Origin of the sequence: Bacteroides sp. AF34-31BH, assembly GCF_003602795.1 — a bacterium.
Classification (GTDB): domain Bacteria; phylum Bacteroidota; class Bacteroidia; order Bacteroidales; family Bacteroidaceae; genus Bacteroides; species Bacteroides uniformis.
This window is the reverse complement of the sequence record NZ_QTLV01000004.1, coordinates 334,277-356,713: the sequence shown is the minus strand read 5'-3', so window position 1 is coordinate 356,713 and position 22,437 is coordinate 334,277. Positions and strand designations below refer to the sequence as shown.

General features: G+C 44.7%; 20 protein-coding genes. 10 read left to right on the top strand and 10 right to left on the bottom strand.

Annotation, left to right across the window (positions count from 1 at the left end):
- Window positions 1-224 precede the first annotated feature (224 nt).
- From DWZ67_RS09615 to DWZ67_RS09595, 5 genes are all read right to left on the bottom strand, one after another.
- Window positions 225-1,148: a tyrosine-type recombinase/integrase gene (locus tag DWZ67_RS09615; protein ID WP_016272402.1), complete on the bottom strand. Its 924-nt coding sequence runs from the start codon at window positions 1,146-1,148 to the stop codon at window positions 225-227.
- A 46-nt stretch (window positions 1,149-1,194) separates the two neighbouring features.
- Complete coding sequence (locus DWZ67_RS09610) at window positions 1,195-2,367, bottom strand: HNH endonuclease family protein (RefSeq protein WP_057098036.1); 1,173 nt, start codon at window positions 2,365-2,367, stop codon at window positions 1,195-1,197.
- A gap of 22 nt (window positions 2,368-2,389) precedes the next feature.
- Window positions 2,390-3,241 (bottom strand): Bro-N domain-containing protein, encoded by an 852-nt coding sequence (locus DWZ67_RS09605; protein ID WP_005834447.1) that lies wholly within the window; start codon window positions 3,239-3,241, stop codon window positions 2,390-2,392.
- 368 nt (window positions 3,242-3,609) lie between these two features.
- Window positions 3,610-4,803, bottom strand: a complete 1,194-nt coding sequence (locus DWZ67_RS09600) for an adenine-specific methyltransferase EcoRI family protein (RefSeq protein WP_057098035.1) — start codon at window positions 4,801-4,803, stop codon at window positions 3,610-3,612.
- Between the two features lie 4 nt (window positions 4,804-4,807).
- Window positions 4,808-5,008, bottom strand: coding sequence for a helix-turn-helix domain-containing protein (locus tag DWZ67_RS09595; protein WP_005834452.1), 201 nt, complete (start codon window positions 5,006-5,008; stop codon window positions 4,808-4,810).
- A gap of 1,087 nt (window positions 5,009-6,095) precedes the next feature.
- Here DWZ67_RS09595 and DWZ67_RS09585 point away from each other — a divergent pair.
- The 4 genes from DWZ67_RS09585 (at window position 6,096) to DWZ67_RS09570 (ending at window position 9,416) form a co-directional block, all read left to right on the top strand.
- Window positions 6,096-6,905, top strand: coding sequence for an ISAs1 family transposase (locus DWZ67_RS09585; protein ID WP_310591525.1), 810 nt, complete (start codon window positions 6,096-6,098; stop codon window positions 6,903-6,905).
- 342 nt (window positions 6,906-7,247) lie between these two features.
- Window positions 7,248-7,478 carry a hypothetical protein gene (locus DWZ67_RS09580; RefSeq protein WP_016273394.1) on the top strand — a complete coding sequence of 77 codons (231 nt, stop codon included), beginning with the start codon at window positions 7,248-7,250 and terminating at the stop codon, window positions 7,476-7,478.
- 41 nt (window positions 7,479-7,519) lie between these two features.
- Window positions 7,520-7,675 (top strand): HTH domain-containing protein, encoded by a 156-nt coding sequence (locus DWZ67_RS20670; RefSeq protein ID WP_165852465.1) that lies wholly within the window; start codon window positions 7,520-7,522, stop codon window positions 7,673-7,675.
- A 1,039-nt stretch (window positions 7,676-8,714) separates the two neighbouring features.
- Window positions 8,715-9,416: an SIMPL domain-containing protein gene (locus DWZ67_RS09570; protein ID WP_016273396.1), complete on the top strand. Its 702-nt coding sequence runs from the start codon at window positions 8,715-8,717 to the stop codon at window positions 9,414-9,416.
- Here DWZ67_RS09570 and DWZ67_RS09565 read toward each other — a convergent pair.
- Genes DWZ67_RS09565 through DWZ67_RS09555 form a run of 3 tightly spaced genes read right to left on the bottom strand, consistent with a single transcriptional unit; the run spans window position 9,388 to window position 11,042 of the window.
- On the bottom strand, window positions 9,388-10,194 hold the full coding sequence (locus tag DWZ67_RS09565; protein WP_005826667.1) for an amidohydrolase: 807 nt from the start codon (window positions 10,192-10,194) through the stop codon (window positions 9,388-9,390). The genes DWZ67_RS09570 and DWZ67_RS09565 overlap by 29 nt on opposite strands.
- A gap of 22 nt (window positions 10,195-10,216) precedes the next feature.
- Complete coding sequence (locus DWZ67_RS09560) at window positions 10,217-10,771, bottom strand: 1-acyl-sn-glycerol-3-phosphate acyltransferase (protein WP_005826663.1); 555 nt, start codon at window positions 10,769-10,771, stop codon at window positions 10,217-10,219.
- Between the two features lies 1 nt (window position 10,772).
- Entirely contained in the window at window positions 10,773-11,042 is a 270-nt protein-coding gene (locus DWZ67_RS09555; protein WP_005826660.1) for a hypothetical protein, read from the bottom strand.
- A 303-nt stretch (window positions 11,043-11,345) separates the two neighbouring features.
- On the opposite strand from DWZ67_RS09555, the gene DWZ67_RS09550 reads away from it, so the two are divergent.
- From DWZ67_RS09550 to DWZ67_RS09540, 3 genes are read left to right on the top strand one after another with little or no spacing between them, the layout of a single operon-like run.
- Complete coding sequence (locus DWZ67_RS09550) at window positions 11,346-12,620, top strand: efflux RND transporter periplasmic adaptor subunit (RefSeq protein ID WP_057097699.1); 1,275 nt, start codon at window positions 11,346-11,348, stop codon at window positions 12,618-12,620.
- Between the two features lie 7 nt (window positions 12,621-12,627).
- A complete protein-coding gene (locus tag DWZ67_RS09545) occupies window positions 12,628-15,738 on the top strand; it encodes an efflux RND transporter permease subunit (RefSeq protein WP_120138686.1) in 3,111 nt (1,036 codons plus the stop codon).
- Window positions 15,739-15,755: 17 nt separating this feature from the next.
- On the top strand, window positions 15,756-17,132 hold the full coding sequence (locus DWZ67_RS09540; RefSeq protein ID WP_120138684.1) for an efflux transporter outer membrane subunit: 1,377 nt from the start codon (window positions 15,756-15,758) through the stop codon (window positions 17,130-17,132).
- Between the two features lie 90 nt (window positions 17,133-17,222).
- Here DWZ67_RS09540 and DWZ67_RS09535 read toward each other — a convergent pair whose 3' ends face one another.
- Window positions 17,223-17,720 (bottom strand): cold-shock protein, encoded by a 498-nt coding sequence (locus tag DWZ67_RS09535; RefSeq protein WP_005826650.1) that lies wholly within the window; start codon window positions 17,718-17,720, stop codon window positions 17,223-17,225.
- 79 nt (window positions 17,721-17,799) lie between these two features.
- Window positions 17,800-18,105: an RNA recognition motif domain-containing protein gene (locus DWZ67_RS09530; RefSeq protein ID WP_005826648.1), complete on the bottom strand. Its 306-nt coding sequence runs from the start codon at window positions 18,103-18,105 to the stop codon at window positions 17,800-17,802.
- A gap of 307 nt (window positions 18,106-18,412) precedes the next feature.
- Here DWZ67_RS09530 and DWZ67_RS09525 point away from each other — a divergent pair, with 307 nt between their 5' ends.
- From DWZ67_RS09525 to DWZ67_RS09515, 3 genes are all read left to right on the top strand, one after another.
- A complete protein-coding gene (locus DWZ67_RS09525) occupies window positions 18,413-20,059 on the top strand; it encodes a diphosphate--fructose-6-phosphate 1-phosphotransferase (RefSeq protein ID WP_005826644.1) in 1,647 nt (548 codons plus the stop codon).
- 69 nt (window positions 20,060-20,128) lie between these two features.
- The gene (locus DWZ67_RS09520; RefSeq protein WP_165852464.1) at window positions 20,129-20,986 is read left to right on the top strand and encodes a glycoside hydrolase family 25 protein; all 858 of its coding nucleotides are present in this window, start codon (window positions 20,129-20,131) and stop codon (window positions 20,984-20,986) included.
- A 144-nt stretch (window positions 20,987-21,130) separates the two neighbouring features.
- Window positions 21,131-22,435, top strand: a complete 1,305-nt coding sequence (locus DWZ67_RS09515; RefSeq protein WP_016273402.1) for an ABC transporter permease — start codon at window positions 21,131-21,133, stop codon at window positions 22,433-22,435.
- Window positions 22,436-22,437: the final 2 nt, after the last annotated feature.

Genomic DNA, 22,437 nt, shown 5'->3' with positions numbered 1-22,437 from the left:
GTGGTACACGTTTCAAATGCTACCCGGGTCCCTTTTCAAGTGTTAGCTACACGGACTGCATATCGGGGAATGGTTCAAGAAACAATTTGAACGATTACAACAGAATGTCGGCTTGAAGCCTATTCAGAAAAAGAATAAAGGCTTCAAGCTATAGTCAATCATGCGCATCACATACATGGAGGACATTTTTTGTCCCCCATGTATATATAGAGTCCAAGACTAACTCATGTTATTCCCAAGAAATTACTCATACGGTCAATACACCGTTTCTTTTGATTGAGATTAGGATGAACGTACAGATTAAGTGTCGTTGCCACATTTGAGTGACCGAGTATGACACTGACAGTTTTATAATCACACTGGCTTTCAATACATCGGGTCGCAAATGTATGCCTAAGTCCATGAAAGACCAAGTGGGGAATATCCAATCGTTTTAGCAACCTGCCAAAATAATCACGATAAGAACGGGGCTCTTTAGATTGTGTGGAAGTGCCTACCACGTATGGGGATTGAGATTGTTTCCTTACCATTTTCAACGCTTGGAGAAGCTGTTTGGATATAGGAATCTCACGATAGGAATTCTTGGTTTTTGGGGAAGAGTGAACCCTTTCTGTAGATTTCAACTCACAGTTATATATTCTGCCTACAGTATGCTTCACGATGACTGTCTTTTGTGCAAAATCCACATCTTCCCATTTCAAAGCACAAACCTCACCGATTCTCATTCCGGTACAGAGAGCCAACAGTACACCTATATTTTGTGGAGTGGGCTGTTCCAGCAAGTGACGCATCAATATACGCTGATGATTTAATGACAATGTGGGCGGCAGTTTGTTTTCTGTTTGGGTAGGATATTCGATTTCCCATTCTTCAAAATGGAAAATCCCGTGCTTATTCCCGTATTTGATAACAGATTTGAGCACTGCCACTATATCCCGGACTGTTTTTCTTGCTAATCCGGAAGTACATTTGTCTATCACAAACTGCTGGACATCCTTCTCTGTTATATTTTCCGCAGCGCCAAATCGTGGCAATAGGTGTGTTTGTAACGTAAGCTGATAAGCACATAGGGTGGAATGCTTCACTATCGGACGCTTTGCATCACACCAAATCTCGGAAACTTCGTGAAATGTTTTTTTATTGTTCATATTTTGAGAGAATTAATTGATTTAACTCTCTCAAAATAACACACTTTCACCGATTTCCCTTTGAACGATTATGGGTTTTACAAAGCATCTCGCAATTTTCCATGCTGGTTGCCCCTCCCTTGCTCCATGCAGTCACATGGTCGGCATCCATTTCCGAAAGTTTGTAAATGCGGGTCTTGTTGGCATTATTCCCCAACGCACAGAGCGGACAATTGGAAATTCCTTGTTTCTCAGCCGCTTCGGTCTGACGCTTGTAAGCAGCCCGCTTGGTTGATTCTTCAAAGATACGGATGTCAAGCAGTTTCTTATCCTCTTCTCCACCCAGTACATATTCGTAAATATTTCGGGGACACCGCACACTTTCATCCGCTTGCAAGGCTTTTACCCGTTCCGCGACATGGACGGTGCTATAAGGGGTGGCATGGTACGTTTCATACAGCCGTCCCCATTCCAAGCCGCACATGTCACGCTCTACCATAGTAAAGGTAGCCGATACCCAGTCAATCACAGAACGGAAATAACTTTCCAATTCTCCCGTGGAAGGCTCGTGACGGTGTATGCTCATATAGGCATCAATGCTCATCCCCTTACTGTCGCAAATCCACCGGAGGGCTTCCGCCAGATAATCCTGCCGTTTCACATCTCCCTTGATATAATGACTCCATTTCTGTATTTCCGCATTTTGGGAATTACTGAACACCCGCTTGGCTGCATTTACGAACTCGCCCGAATAGATGGCATTGAGCAATTCCTGCTCCTTGAGCGGAATGCCTACAATATTGATGGTCTTGAACCACTCCTTTATTTCCTTTTCTTCACCCTCGCATTCATATACCAGCAGAGAGGATTGCATAATCTTTTGTTGCTGCTCTTCGGGCAATCCCGAGAAATACTGTACGTTATCCGCTTCATCCTTGATGGCGAATTTTCCTGTAACGAACCGACCGATAGAAGTGATGCGTTGCTGCCCGTCAAGTACTTCAAATCGTCCGTCCACAGTCCGGTTGAAATAGATTAGTCCGATGGGATAACCTTTCAGCAGGGATTCTATCACCGCTACATCACGTTTCCCATCGTTGTAGATGTAATGGCGTTGATACTCGGGTTGGATAGTGAGCCGCCCGTCCAATCCAAACAGACCTTTACCTTCCAATTCGTTGTAGGTAAATCCTTTACAGATGTCTTCGACAGTCCATTCTGTATGCAATGTTGTCTTCATGATATTGATTCACTTTTTAGGATTATTCTTTTGTGTCTTCTTCTTCCGGAGATGAATTGAGCGCAATGCCTGTCTTGGCGTTCAGCGGACTGATGACTGCCTTACCCGTCTTGGCTTCCAACTCCATACGGGCATTGCGGGCAATCTCACCACCGGCTTCCGCCACATCCATGTGTTCCCGAAATGTTTCCGGATTTTTACTTTCAGATATTTCTTTGGTGGAAAGTTCCGCCAACATATTTAGCACCAATTCCTTATTGGTCATATTGTCACGTAAGTTCTCTTTTTTCAGACCTTTGAACTGCTTATATTCCTTGGCGGTCATGTCACTCCAAGTCTGATAAATAATATCGGTCAGCGTAGCAAACTGCACTCCCTCTTGCAATCCGTGCCGCTTCCATTCATCCGTGAGGTCTTTACGAATCTCTATGGATTTGAGACGCTGATTAATCCAATTATCCGAATACCCCAACCGCTTATAGTCCACCAGTGCTTGATTGATAGAGAGTTCGGGGTCTTGCATTTGGTTAAGACGTTCAGTCGCCACTTGTGCCATCCATTGCTTGAACGGTTCTGCTTTGGGCGATGGAATAGACTGAATCAAACGGAGAAGCTGCTGAGTATCTGCCACATCGGTTAAATACATCTTTCCATCAGCCGATTTCATTTTCAGTTGACTACAATTTGTAGTCAACTCACTCCCTTCTTTTTTTAAACGTGTTTTCAAGACACTCCAATACTTACGAGGATTAGGGCTATCGGTTAGGACAGCCACCACATCCACTATGGAAAAGTACCATTTTTCATCTTTGTCGTCCCAAATAGTACGGACTTTTTTAGCTTCAAAAAGCTTGATGGTATTATGTTGTGTCATAATTTATTGTTTTTGTTTTTAAGTTGAAATCTTAGGTCAGACACAAGGTGATTCAGGAAAAGAACTTGGTTTGCGTCCATACCCCCGTGAATTAAAGAAACTAAATCCCAGTTTACGAGATGGTCAGCTTTACTATTTAGAGAACGGAATACCTCAAAAACCATATGCACGAGTACTAATTAGAAAAATTGCGAGTGATGAAGTACTTTGAAATCTTAGGGATAACCGATAGGGGCAATCAATGGGGATTAAAAACCAAGGAATACACCATTTCCGACACACCTAACTTTGCGGATTTGAACCGTAGGGGAGCTATTGGGAGCAATGGCTCTTTGGTTTCAACATATGCCCGATTACTCATACGCAAATTATGATCTGATATGTTTAATAAGAACTCTTGCATAAACTTGGGTATAATATTTCCCGTCAACCATATAATATGTTTCATTCTGAGGAACTTCGGAATGAAGCAAGACTGCCCCGTCATTGAGTTTCGTCACTTTCGTCTCTTTGCCATGACGGTCTACTTGAATCTGTTCTGGATAGACCTTGGAAGCACTACCATACCAAGTTTTAGTTATCCCTAAGATTTCAAATTGCTCCGGACAATACTTAATCAAAAAGGATATAGGAACTCCCATCACTCCATCATAATCTGAAGGAATGGCATCCGTAAAAGGTACTTCAATGGCATCATAATTATCGTAGCGGTCATAGGCAGCTTTGCCTTTCAGTTCCTTATGTTTGGAAAAGCGGAGGTTGTCTGCCATGCTCATCAGTGGCAATGGTTCATGACGACGGCCATGCTCTATGCTGGTAAACCAACATGAATTACCTAATCGGGTATAATTACCGACATATCCCAATCTTGCAGCTTTAGCCTTGTCTTTCTCATCTACTTTAGCTCCGTCAGGAACGCCAAAAACCATATCATTTCCATTTCCTGTAGCACCTAACCAAACTTTGTTATCTTTTATCAAGGGAAAGACCTCTTTATAAGTGATTGCGTTCATGTTACCTATTACAGCAAACTTCTTCCCAGCTTCCACAATCCAAGCCAAGAACTCACGAAAGAGGGAGAACGGCGGATTGGTGATAATAAAATCCGCTTCATTACGAAGTTCGGTAACTTCTTTGCTTCGGAAATCCCCGTCACCATCCATATACTTCCATTCGAGGTCATCAATATTGATACGCCCGTCCCCGCTTTTGTCTCGTTCCAAGATGAATATCTTACCTTTTACCTGTGCCTTGGACGGGTCGAATTGAGGCGCTTCTTGCTCAAACAAAGAGGGCTGATAAGGTGTTTTGTATTTTTTGCTATCCGGAGCATAACTCGTAGAAATCAGTTTTTTCAAGCCTAACTCATCGAACTTGGCAGCAAAGTATCGGGTAAAGTTACTCCATTCGGGGTCATCACAAGGAAGCAATACAGTCTTTCCCCTAAACACGTCCGGGTCATATTCAAGATAGGCATTCATTTCAATCTCTATGTCATGAAATTGCGTATAGAACTCATCATTCTTAGCCGCCTTAGCTTCTTTTAGATTAGTATTTGCCATATGTCTATTTTTTTATTTCGTTAGGTACAAGAAGTGTACGCACATCCACATTCAGTATTTCCGCTATCCTGTATAGTACGGGTATAGGAGGTTGCACTTTGTTCGTGGCGTATAGATTGACCATATTAAAACCTTTGCCAAGTCGTTTAGCCAATTCAGTTTGACTAATCCCCGCCTCAATCAATGCTTCTTTTATCCGATTCATTGCGACATCTTCTTTAACTTGTTACAAAGGTATATAATTTTATTGGGTAAACCACTGTGCTCTTAAAAGAAAGTATTTCGTTAATGGCTTATCCCAAGCTATTTTGGAAAATTCTATTTGTTTTTTCGCCAGTCGATTTTATAAAACTGCCGCCGATAGTTCGTACTTTCGAAAAAAGATGCTATATTTGCAAATGAAAGAGTTATTTGACAGCATAGCAACGCAAAACGCTGAAATTCGCACGGTTGCTAACTCGTTACCGCCACTTTTCAAATAATTCGCTAAAAGTTTATTCCTCAATCGGTTAAGTCTAACCGATGAAAATCTAAAATAGAAAATATGATACTTTAACTCGTTTGGGTTAGGCGGCTCCTAGTAGATTCTAAGTTTGTATAACGAAAATGGGTTTATATTTTCTTTATCATTCTATAATGGACAAAAATAAATATATTTTTAAAAAATACAAAATATTTTTAGGTGTTATTGAACATGGCTTTTTCATTTAAGAAATATTGTTTATCGCTTGTTGTTGCCGTAAAAATCCCTATATTCGTGCGCAACGATGCGGAAGCACCGCCTTAGGGGGTTCTTCTTATCGTTCATTTTTATTTTTTTTATAGGGGGAATTCAATAGTGATAGGATATCGATATTGTCTTTCGCCTTTGTTTTTGCGATAGCAAAAATATGATTTATTTCCTTGATATACAACTTTTGCGTATAATAATACTAAAGAAGAAACACCTTGACTGTTTTCGTGGCAGCATCATGACTCATTTGAGGGAATTTGTATCCTCAGTCCTTGAATACCGCAGAACAAGCAGGGGAAACTTCAAGCACAAACTTGAGGACATACTCATGCTTGTCATATTGGGGGACGCTCAGCAAGTGTATTACCAGGGCTGACATACTTCAATTTGGCAAACGTCACTTGAAACGCCTGCAGGCGAAAGGGCTATTCCCGTATGGATTACCTTCAGAAGCTACGCTTTGCCGTGTGTTTCAAAGCATAGACGACGAAAAGATGGCTGAACGAATGTCTGCTTTTGCCGAGTTTTCCGTAAAGAGACCCCCGCTTCGGCAACGGACATCATTTGCATCGACGGCAAGGCCATGCGAGGTACCTTGTACCAGAACGGACGTAACCCCGATATTGTATCTGCATATTCACTCCGTTCGGGTTTTACTTTGGCTACTGATGTTTGCAAGGAGAAAAGTAATGAAATTAAATCTGTGCCCCGGTTATTGGACAAACTGGACGTTTTAGGATGTGTAGTCACAGCGGATGCCATGTCATTCCAAAAGGTAATAATAGACAAGATTAGAGATAAAGGAGCGGACTTCGTGATCGAACTCAAGGCGAATCAAAGTTCTTTGCGTTATGGACTTGAAGATTCTATAAAGACCGCCACCCCAACTGACATTTATAAGGAAAGCCCATGCTTGGAACACGGCAGGATTGAGTCAAGGGTATGCTGTATATACTGTGGGGAAGAACTTATTGCTGACAGGGAAGAATGGAATGGGAATTTGACAGTCATAGAAATACTCACATCTACAGAGAAAAAGTCTGATGGCAGGAGTACATCTGAACAGCGGCTGTACATTTCAAGTCTGGATAGCAGTGCAGGGCGGCTTAGTCAGATAACCAAACAGTATTGGGCTATTGAAAGCATGCACTGGGATCTTGACCGCAACCTCCGGCAAGACAGCATAAAGCGTAAAGCTGAACGGTCGGCCAGGAACCCGGACACAATTCAAAGGATGGTGTTGGCACTGATTGCAGTTTGGAAGAACAGAAGGAAAAAAATATCAGATAAGAGAAAGGGGACGGCTGAAATAATAAGGGAGTTATCGGTAAACTTCACTAACGTATTGCATTTTCTGAATCAAAAATGAGAAAAATATAGATTTGATATATTCGTAACAAGTTGATTATCAACAACGAAATTTTCACCCATGCCGCACTGACATGGGTAGGGGGATTGTACCCTTAAATCAAAGGTTAAATGAAAAAACCGTGGTTATTGAAACTATATATGTAATGTGGGAGTTTGACACTTCTTGTCTTCGACGAAATTTGTAACTCTCTGAAATAGTTTCTATAAGAACTCTTTTTCATGTCAAATATACTATTTACATTTCTATATATCGTCTTCTCCGATAAAGCCCGTCTTCTTTAGCAACAACCTGGCGAATACATTTATTCGTACCAGTAGTGGCGATCAGCGTGCTACAGATATGGAAATTCTGGCAATACAGTGCGACCAAGCATTCGGAATCCGTTCTGAGGTGACTATACCCGGCATAGGCATGGAAGATATTAACACTGTCTCGTTGCAAACCTATCGCCGCAGCATTCAACAGTTCAATAGTGAGTTTGCTTACAACAACTTAAATGATGAGGCTTTTTGCCGGAAGATTGGTGCTGTCATTGACGGTCTCCTAACAGAGTTTATAATGATTGCATAGAATTTCAGAATCCGGGAAGATTCTTTATTGATTTTAACCGATTGAAAGAAAATTCGAATATTCCACGCAAAGAATTACCTGAAAGACTTCAAGTATCTGAATCTGCCATACAAAAACACATTGTTTTTCTTAAAGAACAAGGAATCATAACGCGGGAAGGTGGCAATAAATATGGGAAATGGAAAGTAATTGAGTGATACACTCAATTACCTTTATTCGTCTGTTTGCTTTATCCAAAAAATCAAGCGAATGTAAGGTAAGTTGCGCTCATATATGCTCAAAAGATTTTTGAGCGGGTTTAAACCGAACAGAAAGATAAGTGATAAGTTTGTCAAAGAACTAATTGAGATAGCTACCTCTATAGGGCAGCATGAATATCTTAAACGCTATGTGATTTTATAACGAACCATTTCTTATAAAAGAAGCCCTAAAAAACAGCGATTTTACTTAAAAGGATTGCCCTGAAAACTATGTTGAAAACTGCAAATGAAAGGGATGTTTTGCCGATAACCACAAAGGGCATGTTGAATTCTGCAAATGCCATTGCTATAATCGACGATAGGCGCGCAGAAAACAACGTGAAAAAGAATAAATAATAGAAGTAGATTATAATTTATCAAAGAAATAATAACAGCATCATCAGAATAGGAATCGACTGCTGCTGTTGCTTTTTGTATATCTACACGAGTCTGGGAGTAATGAAAAGGCTTGTGGCTGAAAGCAATCTGTTTGTCGCCGTGGTCCGGTCGAAATGCCACACTTCATCGTCCGGAATGCCACACCTCACCACCCGAAACCTGTGGCATTTGGGGCGATAAAGTGTGGCATTTGGGACGATGAAGTGTGGCAGTGCGCGGCACTGCCTAAATAATGATTTAAATTTCACCACGGAGGACACAGAGGACACGGAGGTTTTTAATAAATTCAAATCCGTAGTATCTGTCATTCAGAGGGCTTTAGCCCGAAGAATCTCTTCTCCTTGCATACAATGCGCTATCTTAATAGAGGAGTAGACACGGCTCTTTCATTTAAGGGAGTTAGAGGAGTTATCGCCCTTAAATGATAGTTTTAGCTCATAAAAAGAGAAAGAACTCCGTGTCCTCTGTGGTGAAATAAATTCCCATTAACCCATCGGTGGTATTTATGCGGAATCATAAAAATACTATCCATCGCACTTCTTTTTCCGTTTGGGTTTGTTATATTTGTGTGTGTTTATAAACTCTAAAATATCAATGTATGAAAAGCTGGAAAGTAGAAGCAGCCATCATAGCCGTGGGGCTGCTTTTGTTGGGAATCATGGTAAAAGGCGGTATCAACAATTTTGTGAATAAGGATCGTGTGGTCAGTGTGAAAGGGCTGGCCGAAATGGAAGTGCCTGCTGACAAGGTAGTCTGGCCTCTTGTCTACAAAGACATAGGTAATGACCCTGCACTGCTTTATGCCAATATGGAGAAGAAAAACGCTGCCATCGTGAGTTTCCTTGAAAACAATGGTATTGAGAAGGAGGAAATCAGTATTGCACCGCCCGAAGTGATTGACATGCAGGCCGAACGTTACGTTGACCGCAACGTGGCCTATCGTTATAATGCCACGTCTGTCATCACTGTCACTTCCAAGAATGTGGATAGGGTGCGTAAGCTCATGTCGGGGCAGGCTGAACTCTTGAAGCAGGGTATTGCCATCACGGGAGGGGATTATAAATATAATGTGTCTTATGAATTCACCGGTCTCAACGAAGTGAAGCCCAGAATGATAGAGGAGGCCACGAAGAACGCTCGTGCTGCAGCCGAGAAGTTTGCCAAGGATTCGGACAGTGAACTGGGGAAAATCCGCAATGCCTCGCAAGGGCAGTTCTCCATAAGTGACCGCGATGCCTATACTCCTTATATAAAAAGCGTACGTGTAGTGACTACTGTGAACTATTATTTGAAGAAATAACGAACTCGTCCGCATCTTTCCAAGCGGGAAACTTTAGCCTGAACTCCTGCAGGGAGGAAAGGTTGAGGGAGGCGGTGGCAATCGCCTCTTCGTTGTCGGGCACAGTGGCAAGCACTTCCCCCTTCGGAGAGTAGACCACACTGCCTCCGCTGTGTGGAATGTCTCTGCCGTCCTTGCCGATACGGTTGACACCGCAGACATAACTGATGTTTTCCAGCGCGCGCGCTTGCAGCAGGATGTCCCAGACTTTCCGGCGGGGAATGGGCCAGTTGGCGACGTAAATCAGGAGGTCGTATTCATTGCTCGTATTGCGGCTCCAGACCGGGAAACGAAGGTCATAGCATACAAGCAGCAGTATGTTCCAGCCGCGATATCGGATGATGGGACGCCGGTTACCGGAGGTGAAATGTTCTGTCTCGTGCCCCATCCGGAAGAGGTGGCGTTTGTCGTAATAGTAAGTATTGCCTTCGGGCGTAAGGAAGAATGCGCGGTTGTAGTAGGATGGCTTTCTGCCTTCCGAGGCTGTTTCGCAGGCAATATAGCTGCCGGCAAGAGCAAGCCGGTACTCTTCGGACCATTGGCGCAGTGTTGCGATGGTTTCTCCCGTTGTGGGTTCGGCCAAGCTGGCGGTGTCCATACTGAAGCCGGTGGAGAATGTTTCCGGTAAAACAACAATCTCCGTTGTTCCACGAAGAGTTTCTAACTTCTCGCGGAGACGACGGAGATTTTCTTGTTTATTTTCCCAGACGATGTCTGTTTGCAAGATGCTTATTCGCATGGCATTAATGCTTAATACCTGATTAGATATTTCCTAAATCAAAATTTTCGGGATTTTTTCCTTTAAAGTTCTTGAAGTACAGTTTTATCTCGCGCATATCCTTTTCGATGTCTCCGGTAGGCATGACAGCCTTGGTAGAGGAGATGGTCTTGGAAGGATAATCAATCCCGATAAGCATGATGGGCACTTGTGCTTTAAGTGCTATGTAATAAAAACCTTTCTTCCAGTTGGGATTGGCTTTACGGGTTCCTTCCGGTGTAATAGCCAGGTGGAAATGCTTGCTGTTTGCAAACTTTTCGGTCATTTGGTCCACTAAGGAAGATTTACGTCCCCGGTTCACCGGAATGCCGCCAACGGCTTTGAATATCAGTCCCAGAGGAAAAAAGAACCATTCCTTTTTCATCATGAAACTGGTCTTGCGACCGATGGCACCATAAAACAATTTACCGATAAATAAGTCCCAATTGGAAGTATGGGGTGCCGCACAAATTACACATTTGTCGTAGTCGGGCACCGTCACGTTTGTCTTCCAGCCCAGCAGGCGATAATAAATGAAGCTATAAAAGGCTTTCTTCATCTTATTTCAGTTTGCCCATTGCGTCAATAATTTCGTCTACTTTTGCATTGAAGTCAGCACGAAGTTTTTTGTAGAAACCTTTTACATTTCCTGGCTCGGTGTGGCTGATGCGGCTTATGAATTCATCTTGCATTTTCAGAATTTCAGCCATCAGTTCATCGGCTTTTTGTTTGTCTGTTCCAGGCACATATAAGCTGTTTACAAGACACTCTGTGAACAATTCACCTGCAATATAGTTTATATTCTTCTTTAGTTCTTTTCTACTTGCCATAATCTTTACGTTTAAAATGAATAATCTGAATTATTTTCGGTAAAGATAATGTTTTTCTTTGTTAGTGTAGAGCAAAAAAGGGTTTTTATGTGTTTTTAATTTAGTAGTTTTGTGGAATTATTCCACAAACTGTGGACACATTCCACAGGGAAAAATGGAGGATGCCACCATGAATAAAGAACTGCCGTCTGCTTTTCTGCTTGATATATAGTTTGTTAGACGTAATGGATGAGATAGTGATAGATTGGCATCGGATTTGCTTTAATAGAAAGAAACAGGGTTAAATTTAATATACAAACAAGCATGAGACAGTTTTTTACGAAAAAAGAATTGAAACTAAAGAAGAAGAGGTTGCTGATGATGGTTGCCTGCATGGCGGTATTGTTGGCAGGTTACGTTATTCTGACTTGGCCTAAGAAGGTGGAATCGGAAGCTCCTACCGTGATTGTGGAATCTGCGGAAAAAGGAGATGTGGAGATATATGGCGAGTACGTGGGACGTATTCGCGCTCAGCAGTTTGTAGAGGTACGTGCGCGTGTGGAAGGGTATTTGGAGAATATGCTTTTCGCAGAAGGAACATATGTCACCAAGAACCAGGTACTTTTTGTGATAAACCAGGACCAGTATAGGGCAAAGGCTGACAAAGCTCGTGCACAGTTAAAGAAGGATGAAGCGCAGGCATTGAAGGCAAAGCGCGATTTGGAGCGTATCCGCCCCCTCTATGCGCAGAACGCTGCCAGCCAGCTGGATTTGGACAATGCCCAGGCTGCTTACGAGACTGCAGAAGCCTCAGTAGCGATGAGCCAGGCCGATTTGGACCAGGCTGAATTGGAATTGGGATATACGTTGGTCCGTTCTCCGCTATCGGGACATATCAGTGAAAGAAATGTGGATTTGGGAACATTGGTCGGACCGGGAGGCAAGTCCTTGCTGGCTACGGTTGTGAAAAGTGATACGGTTCTGGTAGATTTCAGCATGACGGCATTGGATTACCTGAAAAGCAAGGAACGGAATATCGATATAGGGCGTCAGGACTCTACACGTTCCTGGCAGCCGAACATTACGATTACTTTGGCGGATAATACCGTCTATCCTTATAAGGGCTATGTGGATTTTGCCGAACCTCAGGTGGACCCTCAGACCGGAACATTCTCCGTGCGTGCCGAAATGCCGAACCCTAACAAAGTGTTGTTACCGGGGCAGTTTACAAAGGTTAAGCTATTGCTGGATGTACGTGAGGGTGCTGTCGCCGTTCCTCAAAAGGCGGTTACCATTGAGAAAGGTGGTGCATATATTTTTGTGATGCGCCGGGACTCTACGGTTGAAAAGCGTTTCATTGAACTGGGACCTGAATTTGGCAACAATTGGGTGGTTGAGCGTGGTCTGGTTGCCGGAGAACAAATTGTGACTGAAGGTTTCCACAAGCTGACTCCGGGTATGAAAGTACGTGCCCAGGCTGCCGTTCCTAAAAAGGAGGAAGAGCAGACGAGTGATTCTCTGAACAAGCAGGTTGTTTCCGAAACGAAGCCGACCGCTCCTGCTGAGAATAAATCAAAGGACAACAACCCTTCAAAGTAATGATGCCATGAAAGTAAGTTTCTTTATAGACCGGCCGGTATTCTCGGCGGTGATATCGATTGTGATTGTGATTGTCGGTATCATTGGCCTGACGATGCTGCCAGTAGACCAATATCCGCAGATAACGCCTCCCGTAGTGAAAATCAGCGCTTCCTATCCGGGAGCCAGTGCGCTGACTGTTTCGCAGGCGGTGGCAACCCCTATCGAGCAGGAGATAAACGGCACTCCCGGCATGTTGTACATGGAGTCCAACAGTTCCAATTCCGGTGGCTTTTCGGCTACGGTCACTTTCGACGTGTCTGCCGACCCGGATTTGGCTGCCGTAGAAATACAGAACCGTGTGAAACTGGCGGAGAACCGTTTGCCGGCCGAAGTGATTCAGAACGGTATTTCTGTGGAAAAGCAGGCTCCCAGCCAGTTGATGACCATCTGTCTGACTTCCAGTGACCCGAAGTTCGACGAAATTTATCTGAGTAACTTTGCCACTATCAATGTACTCGACTTGTTGCGCCGTATCCCCGGTGTGGGACGTGTTTCCAACATCGGTAGCCGCTACTATGCCATGCAGATATGGGCGTTGCCCGACAAACTTGCCAACTTCGGACTGACGGTGCAGGATTTGCAGAATGCCCTGAAGGACCAGAACCGTGAGTCTGCTGCGGGTGTTTTGGGACAACAGCCGGTGAAGGGACTCGACATTACTATCCCTATCACTACCCAGGGACGTTTAAGTTCGGCAAAGCAGTTTGAGGACATTGTGGTCCGTGCCAATGCCAACGGTTCCATTATCCGTCTGCGCGATGTGGCGCGTGTTTCATTGGAAGCATCTTCATATAGCACGGAGAGTGGCATCAACGGTGAGAATGCTGCCGTTCTCGGTATCTATATGCTTCCCGGGGCCAATGCAATGGAAGTTGTAAAGAGCGTAAAGGCTGCTATGGAGGAAATCAGTGCAAATTTCCCTGAGGGGATGAGTTATGAGATTCCCTTCGACATGACGACTTATATTTCCGAATCCATTCACGAAGTGTACAAGACGTTGTTCGAAGCGCTGATTCTGGTGGTGCTGGTTGTATTTCTATCCTTGCAAAGTTGGCGTGCGACGGTGATACCGATTGTTGCGGTACCTATTTCCCTGATTGGTACCTTCGGTTTCATGCTTATTTTCGGTTTCTCTCTGAACATACTGACTTTGCTTGGATTGATTCTCGCCATCGGTATTGTGGTGGATGATGCCATTGTGGTGGTGGAGAATGTAGAACATCTTATGGAGACGGAGAAATTGAGCCCGTATGAAGCTACCAAAAAGGCGATGAACGGATTGGCAAGTGCCTTGATTGCCACATCATTGGTGCTCTGTGCCGTGTTTGTGCCGGTAAGTTTCTTGAGCGGAATCACCGGACAGTTATACCGTCAGTTTACCATTACTATCGCCGTTTCCGTATTGCTTTCTACGGTAGTGGCCCTGACGCTTAGTCCCGTCATGTGTTCGCTCATATTGAAGCCCGACAGTGGAAAGAAAAAGAACATAGTTTTCCGCAAAATCAATGAATGGCTGAACTTGGGCAATCACAAATACGTGGCTGTCATTAACCGGGTCATCAGGAATCCCCGCCGCTTGATGAGTGCGTTCGGCCTGGTACTGGTTGCCATTTTCATTATCCACCGGTTGGTGCCTACCAGTTTCCTGCCGGTAGAAGACCAGGGCTATTTTAAGATAGAGTTGGAGTTGCCGGAAGGTGCTACTTTGGAGCGAACCCGTGTGGTGACCGACCGTGCCGTGCAATACTTGGAGAAGAATCCCTATGTGGCCTATGTGCAGAACGTGACGGGTAGCAGCCCCCGTGTGGGTAGCAACCAGGCACGCAGTGAGCTGACGGTTATTCTGAAACCGTGGGAAGAGCGTAAGGGGATTTCCATCGATAAGATAATGGAGAATGTGGAGCAGGATTTGAAGGAATATCCCGAATGCAAGGTCTATCTTTCCACGCCTCCGGTCATTCCGGGATTGGGTACCTCGGGAGGTTTCGAAATGCAGCTTGAGGCGCGTGGAGAGGCGACGTTTGACAACTTGGTGCAGGCGGCAGATACGCTGATGTATTATGCCCAGAAGCATAAGGAGCTGACGGGGCTTTCATCATCCTTGCAGTCTGAAATACCGCAACTTTATTTTGATGTGGACCGTGATAAGGTGAAAATGCTGGGTGTGCCCCTGGCGGATGTATTCTCTACCATGAAGGCCTATACCGGTTCAGTATATGTGAATGACTTCAATATGTTCAACCGTATATATAAGGTGTATATCCAGGCCGAGGCTCCTTATCGTGAGCATAAGGACAATATCAACTTGTTCTTTGTAAAGGCAAAGGACGGAGTGATGGTGCCGCTTACTTCCTTGGGAAATGCCTCTTATACCACCGGTCCGGGCAGTATCAAGCGTTTCAATATGTTTACCACTGCCGTCATCCGCGGTTCTGCGGCACAAGGCTACAGTTCCGGCCAGGCAATGGAGATTATGGAGCAGATTGCACGTGACCACTTGCCGGACAATATCGGTCTGGAGTGGAGTGGCCTTTCCTATCAGGAAAAGAAGGCGGGAGGACAGACGGGTCTTGTGCTTACGCTGGTATTCCTTTTCGTATTCCTCTTTTTGGCTGCGCAATATGAAAGTTGGACGGTGCCTATCGCTGTATTGCTTTCACTGCCGGTTGCCGCTTTGGGTGCCTATCTGGGCGTTGTGATATGCGGATTGGAGAATGATATTTATTTCCAAATCGGCTTGGTGATGCTGGTGGGGCTTGCGGCAAAGAATGCCATTTTGATTGTGGAGTTTGCCAAGGTGCAGGTTGACAAGGGAGGAGACTTGATACAGTCTGCCATCCATGCTGCCCAACTCCGTTTCCGGCCTATCCTGATGACTTCCCTCGCCTTTGTATTGGGAATGCTTCCTATGGTGTTGGCAAGCGGACCGGGCTCGGCGAGCCGTCAGGCCATCGGTACGGGTGTTTTCTTCGGAATGATATTTGCCATTGTATTCGGTATTGTGCTTGTACCGTTCTTCTTTGTCCTGGTATACAAGACAAAAGCCAAAGTGCAGCATAAGATTAAGAAAGACTGATTTTAAAGACAACGTTTATGAAAAGAAAGAACATATATATTATTTTGTTGCTGAGTATGTTTGCCCTTACCTCATGCAAGGTGGGCAAGAGCTATGTGCGTCCGGAGATGGCATTGCCGGATAGCCTGGCACAGCAGCAGGATAGCATGAGCATAGCCGATGAACAGTGGCAGGCAGTTTATACGGACAGCACGCTGCGTGCTTTGATAGACCGTGCTCTGGAATATAACAAAGACATGCTGATTGCAGCTTCCCGTGTCAAGGAGATGGCTGCCCAAAAACGTATCAGTGTTGCCATCCTTCTGCCGCAGCTCACCGGAAAGGTGGAGGCTGAGCGCGAGGTGGAGAATTACGGTGGTCATAGCCGTGATGTAGGCAATACTTACGAAGCCAAGGCGTTGCTCTCTTGGGAACTGGACCTTTGGGGAAACTTGAGATGGAAGAAAGTGGCTGCTGTGGCCGAATATTTGCAAAGTGTGGAGGCGCAGCGTGCGTTGCGCATGACCATCGTTGCCGAAGTGGCGCAGGCTTATTATGAGCTGGTAGCCCTTGATACGGAACTGGAGATTGTGCGCCAGACACAAAAGGCGCGTGAAGAGGGAGTGCGCTTGGCGCGTATCCGTTTTGAAGGAGGGCTGACCTCGGAGACCTCTTATCAACAGGCTCAAGTGGAGTTGGCTCGTACGGCTACTCTTGTTCCGGATTTGGAACGCCGTATCTCTCTGAAAGAAAATGATATATCCTTCCTTGTGGGGGAATTCCCTACCCGTATCAAGCGTGTCAATTTTCTGCAGGAACTGGATGTGCCGGAGTTCTTACCGGTAGGTCTGCCTTCCGATTTGTTGGAACGTCGCCCCGATGTCCGTGTGGCAGAGCAGCAGTTGAGGGCTGAACATGCCAGAGTGAAAGTTGCTTATACCAATATGTTCCCCCGTTTGGCCCTGACCGGACAATTTGGATTGGAAAGTGATGTGTTATCCAATTTCCTGGAATCTCCCTATTCCTTATTGAATGGGGCAGTCTTGGCACCACTTTTCGGTTGGGGAAAGAACCGTGCTGCATTGAATGCACAGAAGGCTTCTTTTGAAGCCGAAGTGCATAGCTATGAAAAGACAGTGCTGAATGCTTTTAAGGAAGCGAAGAATGCCATTGTAGATTTCAATAAGATAAAGGAGGTCTACCAACTGCGTGCCAAACTTGAACGTTCTGCCAAGGGATATGTGGATTTGGCACAGTTGCAATACATCAACGGTGTCATCAATTATATGGATGTGCTCGATGCCCAGCGTGGTTATTTCGATGCCCAAATAGGGGTGAGCAATGCCATCCGCGACGAACTTATTGCCATGGTAAATGTCTATAAGGCATTGGGGGGTGGCTGGCAAACCGAATGACGTGTGATTAAAGAAGATAGCAAGGGCGTGTATGTACCGAAATATTTGATGGTATATACACGCCCTTGTTCTATAATTGGCTTATTTCATCTAGGATTCTGTATTTAGAGTCTCCTTGTTTTCTTTCTTTTCCTTTGCCTTTTCTACTTCAAGAGCTACGTTTACAGCATTCATGCCTTTAAGGCCACGTTCGAGGTCGAACGTCACAATATTGTTTTCTGCTATATCTGTCAGCACATTGTTAATGTGGAAAAAGTATTTTTCGACCCCGGATAAGTCCTTGATGAAGCCGAAGCCTTTCGATTCATTGAAAAACTCGATACGTCCTCTGCGGATGACCGGTTCTTCCTTGTCTTTTTTGGGAGTTGATATGACGATTTCTTCCAGCTTTATTTCTTCTTTGGGAGTGTTTTCTGCCGGAGGAGTAGAGGTTATCATGCCGTTTTCGTCAACATAGGCAATCATATCTTCAAAGCTATTGGCTTTGTTGGATAGTTTTTTTTCTTCTTTCTTTTTTTGTTTTTCAGCTCGTCGGGCGAGTCTTTTCTTTTCATTTTCACGCTTGTCTGCGGAGATGGATTTGGCCATGTATTTTTATTTATTGAGTTATAAAAAAAGCAGGGGGCATTGTTACAACACCTCCTGCTCTTGTCAGTAGTTAAGAATATTAATATCTTCTGGAGTTGTAACCGCCTCTTCTGTCGCGATTGCCGCCATTGGAAGGTCTTTCTTCGCGGGGGCGTGCCACGTTTACCGAGATTTGTTTGTGGTCAAATTCAGCACCGTTCAATTCGTCAATGGCTTTTTGGCCTGCTGCATCGTCCGGCATTTCTACGAAACCGAAACCTCTGGATCTTCTTGTTTCTCTGTCTGTAATGATTCTTGCAGAAGAAACTTCTCCGTACTCTGAAAATAAATCGTTTAAGTCAGCGTCTGTTGTGCTGAAATTTAAACCTGAAATGTAAATGTTCATTTGAAATTTTAATTAATTGTAATTATTAAATTGGAGTATGGAGAATAATTATGGAAGAGACCGCCTAATAATAGTTGTATATTAAAAGAAGAACAATGCGATAACGACTCGTAACTCAAACTTTGCGGCAAAGATAACACAATAAATCAGTTAATTGCTTTCTTCTCCTTTTTATTTTAGGATAAAAAACGATAAATGTCATTTTATACATTATTTCGGCCTCTCGTTTGCATATCTTACGAAAAAAAGCGAAATTTGCGACGCTTTTAAACGGAACTTTACTAACACCTTTAAATAATTAAGAGAAATGACTAAAAGTGCATTGCAAATTGCAAGGGCTGCCTATCAGCCCAAACTTCCGAAAGCGCTGAAAGGAACTGTTAAGGCTGCAGAAGGCGCAGCTACTCAGTCTGTTGCTGACCAGGAAGAAATCAAGAAATTGTTCCCCAATACGTACGGAATGCCTTTGATTAAGTTTGAAACTACCGATGAGGTGGTTAACTTCCCCGCAATGAACGTGGGTGTTATCCTTTCCGGTGGACAGGCTCCTGGCGGTCACAATGTGATTTCCGGTATTTTCGACGGTATCAAGAAGCTGAACAAAGACAGCAAATTGTATGGCTTTATTCTGGGTCCTGGCGGCTTGGTTGACCATAATTATATGGAACTGACTGCTGACATCATTGATGAATACCGCAATACGGGTGGTTTTGACATCATCGGTTCGGGCCGTACCAAGCTGGAAAAGGAAGAACAGTTTGAGAAAGGTTATGAAATCCTGAAAGAACTCGGCATCAAGGCATTGGTTATCATCGGTGGCGATGACTCCAACACTAATGCTTGCGTACTGGCTGAATACTATGCTGCCAAGAATTATGGCGTGCAGGTAATAGGTTGCCCCAAGACCATCGACGGTGACTTGAAGAATGATATGATTGAAACTTCTTTCGGTTTCGATACTGCTTGCAAGACTTACTCTGAAGTAATCGGCAACATCCAACGTGACTGTAACTCTGCCCGTAAATACTGGCACTTCATCAAGTTGATGGGACGTTCCGCTTCTCATATCGCTTTGGAATGTGCATTGCAGGTTCAACCCAATATGTGTATCATCTCTGAAGAGGTTGAAGCTAAGGATATGTCTTTGGACGACATCGTGACCAGCATTGCCAAGGTCGTTGCTGAACGTGCAGCCCAGGGTAACAACTTTGGTACGGTTCTTATCCCCGAAGGATTGGTTGAATTCATCCCGGCCATGAAGCGTCTGATTGCTGAGTTGAACGACTTCCTTGCTGCCAATGCAGAAGAGTTTGCTCAAATTAAGAAATCTCACCAACGCGATTATATCATCCGTAAACTCTCTCCGGAGAATGCGGCCATCTACGCAAGCTTGCCCGAAGGCGTGGCTCGCCAGTTGTCTCTGGACCGCGACCCGCACGGAAACGTACAGGTATCTCTGATTGAAACAGAAAAGTTGCTGTCCGAAATGGTTGGCACTAAGCTGGCTCAGTGGAAAGAAGAGGGCAAGTTCGTAGGCAAGTTTGCTGCACAGCACCACTTCTTCGGCTACGAAGGACGTTGCGCTGCTCCGTCTAACTTCGACGCTGACTACTGCTACTCTTTGGGTTATGCAGCATCTGCATTGATTGCTAACGGAAAGACCGGCTACATGTCTTCTGTACGCAACACTACTGCTCCTGCCGAAGAATGGATTGCAGGCGGTGTGCCCATCACTATGATGATGAACATGGAACGTCGCCACGGTGAAATGAAGCCGGTTATCCAGAAGGCTCTGGTGAAGCTGGACGGTGCTCCGTTCAAGGCATTCGCTGCTCAGCGTGACCGTTGGGCTATGGAAACAGACTACGTTTATCCAGGCCCTATCCAATACTTCGGTCCGACAGAAGTTTGCGACCAGGCTACGAAGACTTTGCAGCTGGAGCAGGCTAAATAAGTTGATGCATCAACAAGTTGACAATAAAACGGAGGGGCGGTTCATTCCGCCCTTTCTTTTCCTTTGCTCATGGCAACCAAGACCTCCACAAATATCCGGCGTAAAACTACTGCCGCCCGTCGTTCTTCCTCTCCGCGGAGCAAGAAGAAAATGCAGCCGCGTACCATGCCCGTATGGTTGCGCAATCTTTTGGCGGTCTGTATCATTCTTGTTTTTTCTACCGGCTTTTACTGGTTTTTCATTCGTCCTTATGCTTATCGCTGGAAGCCTTGTTATGGTCAGAAAGGTTACGGTGTATGTATGCCTTGCAACTATGAGGTGCATGGCATAGACATATCCCACTATCAGGGAAAGATAGATTGGGAACTCCTGACACATAATAGAGAAGCCCAATTTCCCATTCACTTTATTTTTCTGAAAGCTACCGAAGGCGGCGATCATGGTGACGATACGTTTACGCAGAACTTCGGCCAGGCGCGTAAATACGGTTTTATCCGTGGTGCCTATCATTATTTTATCCCTAAGACCGATGCCCACAAGCAAGCCGATTTCTTTATCCGTACCGTGCAGCTGGTAAAGGGAGACCTGCCTCCCGTACTCGATGTGGAGACTACCGGCAAGCAGTCACCGCAGGAACTTAAAACGGCAGTCAAGACTTGGCTGGATAGGGTAGAGGCGCATTACGGCGTAAAGCCTATTCTTTATACTTCCTATAAATTCAAGAAACGCTATCTCAGCGATTCCATTTTCAATGCTTATCCTTATTGGATAGCCCATTATTATGTAGATTCCGTGCGCTATGAGGGCAAGTGGCACTTTTGGCAGCACACCGATGTAGGCACTGTGCCCGGTATCGAAAAAGAGGTGGATTTGAACGTCTTTAACGGGACACTGGAAGAGTTGCAGGCGCTTACATTGCAGAAGTAATCCGTCGTTACTGTCTTTCATCTGTCCGATAGTGGACATGTGTTCATTTTCGGACACAGGCTTAGTTTCGTTTTTCTTTGATAATCTGATTGTTGGCAGTTTGGTCTGTCTTTTGCTTTTTATCATACATTAATATGTATCTGTATGATAGGAAAATACTTGCAACAATCTTTTATGATGCTGAAGCAGCAACCCTTGTTCAGTTGCTTCTATATTGTCGCTACCGGACTGGCTATCTCTATGGTCATGGTACTGGCTGTCTTGTATTATATAAAGATAGGGGATATCTATCCTGAGACCCATCGTAGCCGTATGCTTGTTGCATCTTCAGCTCATATGCAATATACAAAAGATACGGACTGGAATACTACCTGGAAATTTTCCATCCCTTTTGTAAAGGATTGCTTTTACTCTTTGGAGGGAGTGGAAGCTGTGACTGCCGTGAGCGATGCCGATAGCTGGTTTGTGAAAGTAGGGAATGTGAAGCGTCCTCTTTCAGCACTTGTGAAGCTGACCGATACCGGCTTCTGGAAAGTATTCGATTTTTCCTTCATTTACGGACAACCTTTTACTGATGCCGATTTTCAGAGTGGCATGCGTACAGCGGTTATTTCGGAAGATATGGCTCGCCGTGTTTTTGGAAAAGGGGATGCCGTGGGGGAGTATATCAAACTGAATTATACGGATTACCGTGTATGTGGGGTCGTGAAGTCGCCAAGCTATGCCATGAAGCTGAGTTACGCGCAAGTCTGGTTGCCTTATACCTGCCAGCCTGCCTATGTGAGAGACAATAACCAGTGGGGAGTAATCGGACCGTTTCAGGTGGCAGTTCTTCTGCCCTCGGCAGCAGATGCCGACCGGGTGAAATTGCAGGTAGATGAATATGTACGCAAATTCAATACTCTGCCGCATGATGATTATCATCTGGTGATGCACGGTCAGCCTTATCTTTATTGGAAGACGCTGTTTTATGTCAATGACATGGACGACTTGGATTTCTTTGTGATAGTCCGGCAAATGGGATTGTGGCTGCTGATGCTGTTGTTAGTACCTGCACTCAATTTGTCAGGAATGATTTCCTCGCGCATGGAGCGCAGGCTTCCTGAGATGGGAATACGGAAAGCATTCGGTGCTACCGGGGAACGTCTTTTCTCACAGATTGTATGGGAGAATCTTTTGCTGACGTGCTTGGGAGGCATTATGGGGCTGATACTCTCTTTCAGCATGGTGTACTTTGCTAAGAGTTGGTTGCTGACCATGCTTGACGGAGGAACGCAACCGTTACCGGACAGTGTTCAGATGAGCATAACGACGGATATGCTGTTCAATCCTACCTTGTTTGCAGTTACGTTTGTGGTTTGTGTGGTACTGAATTTACTTTCGGCATTGATACCCACCTGCGTGGCTTTGAAGAAAGATATTGTTTATTCGCTCAGCCGACAAAAATAATA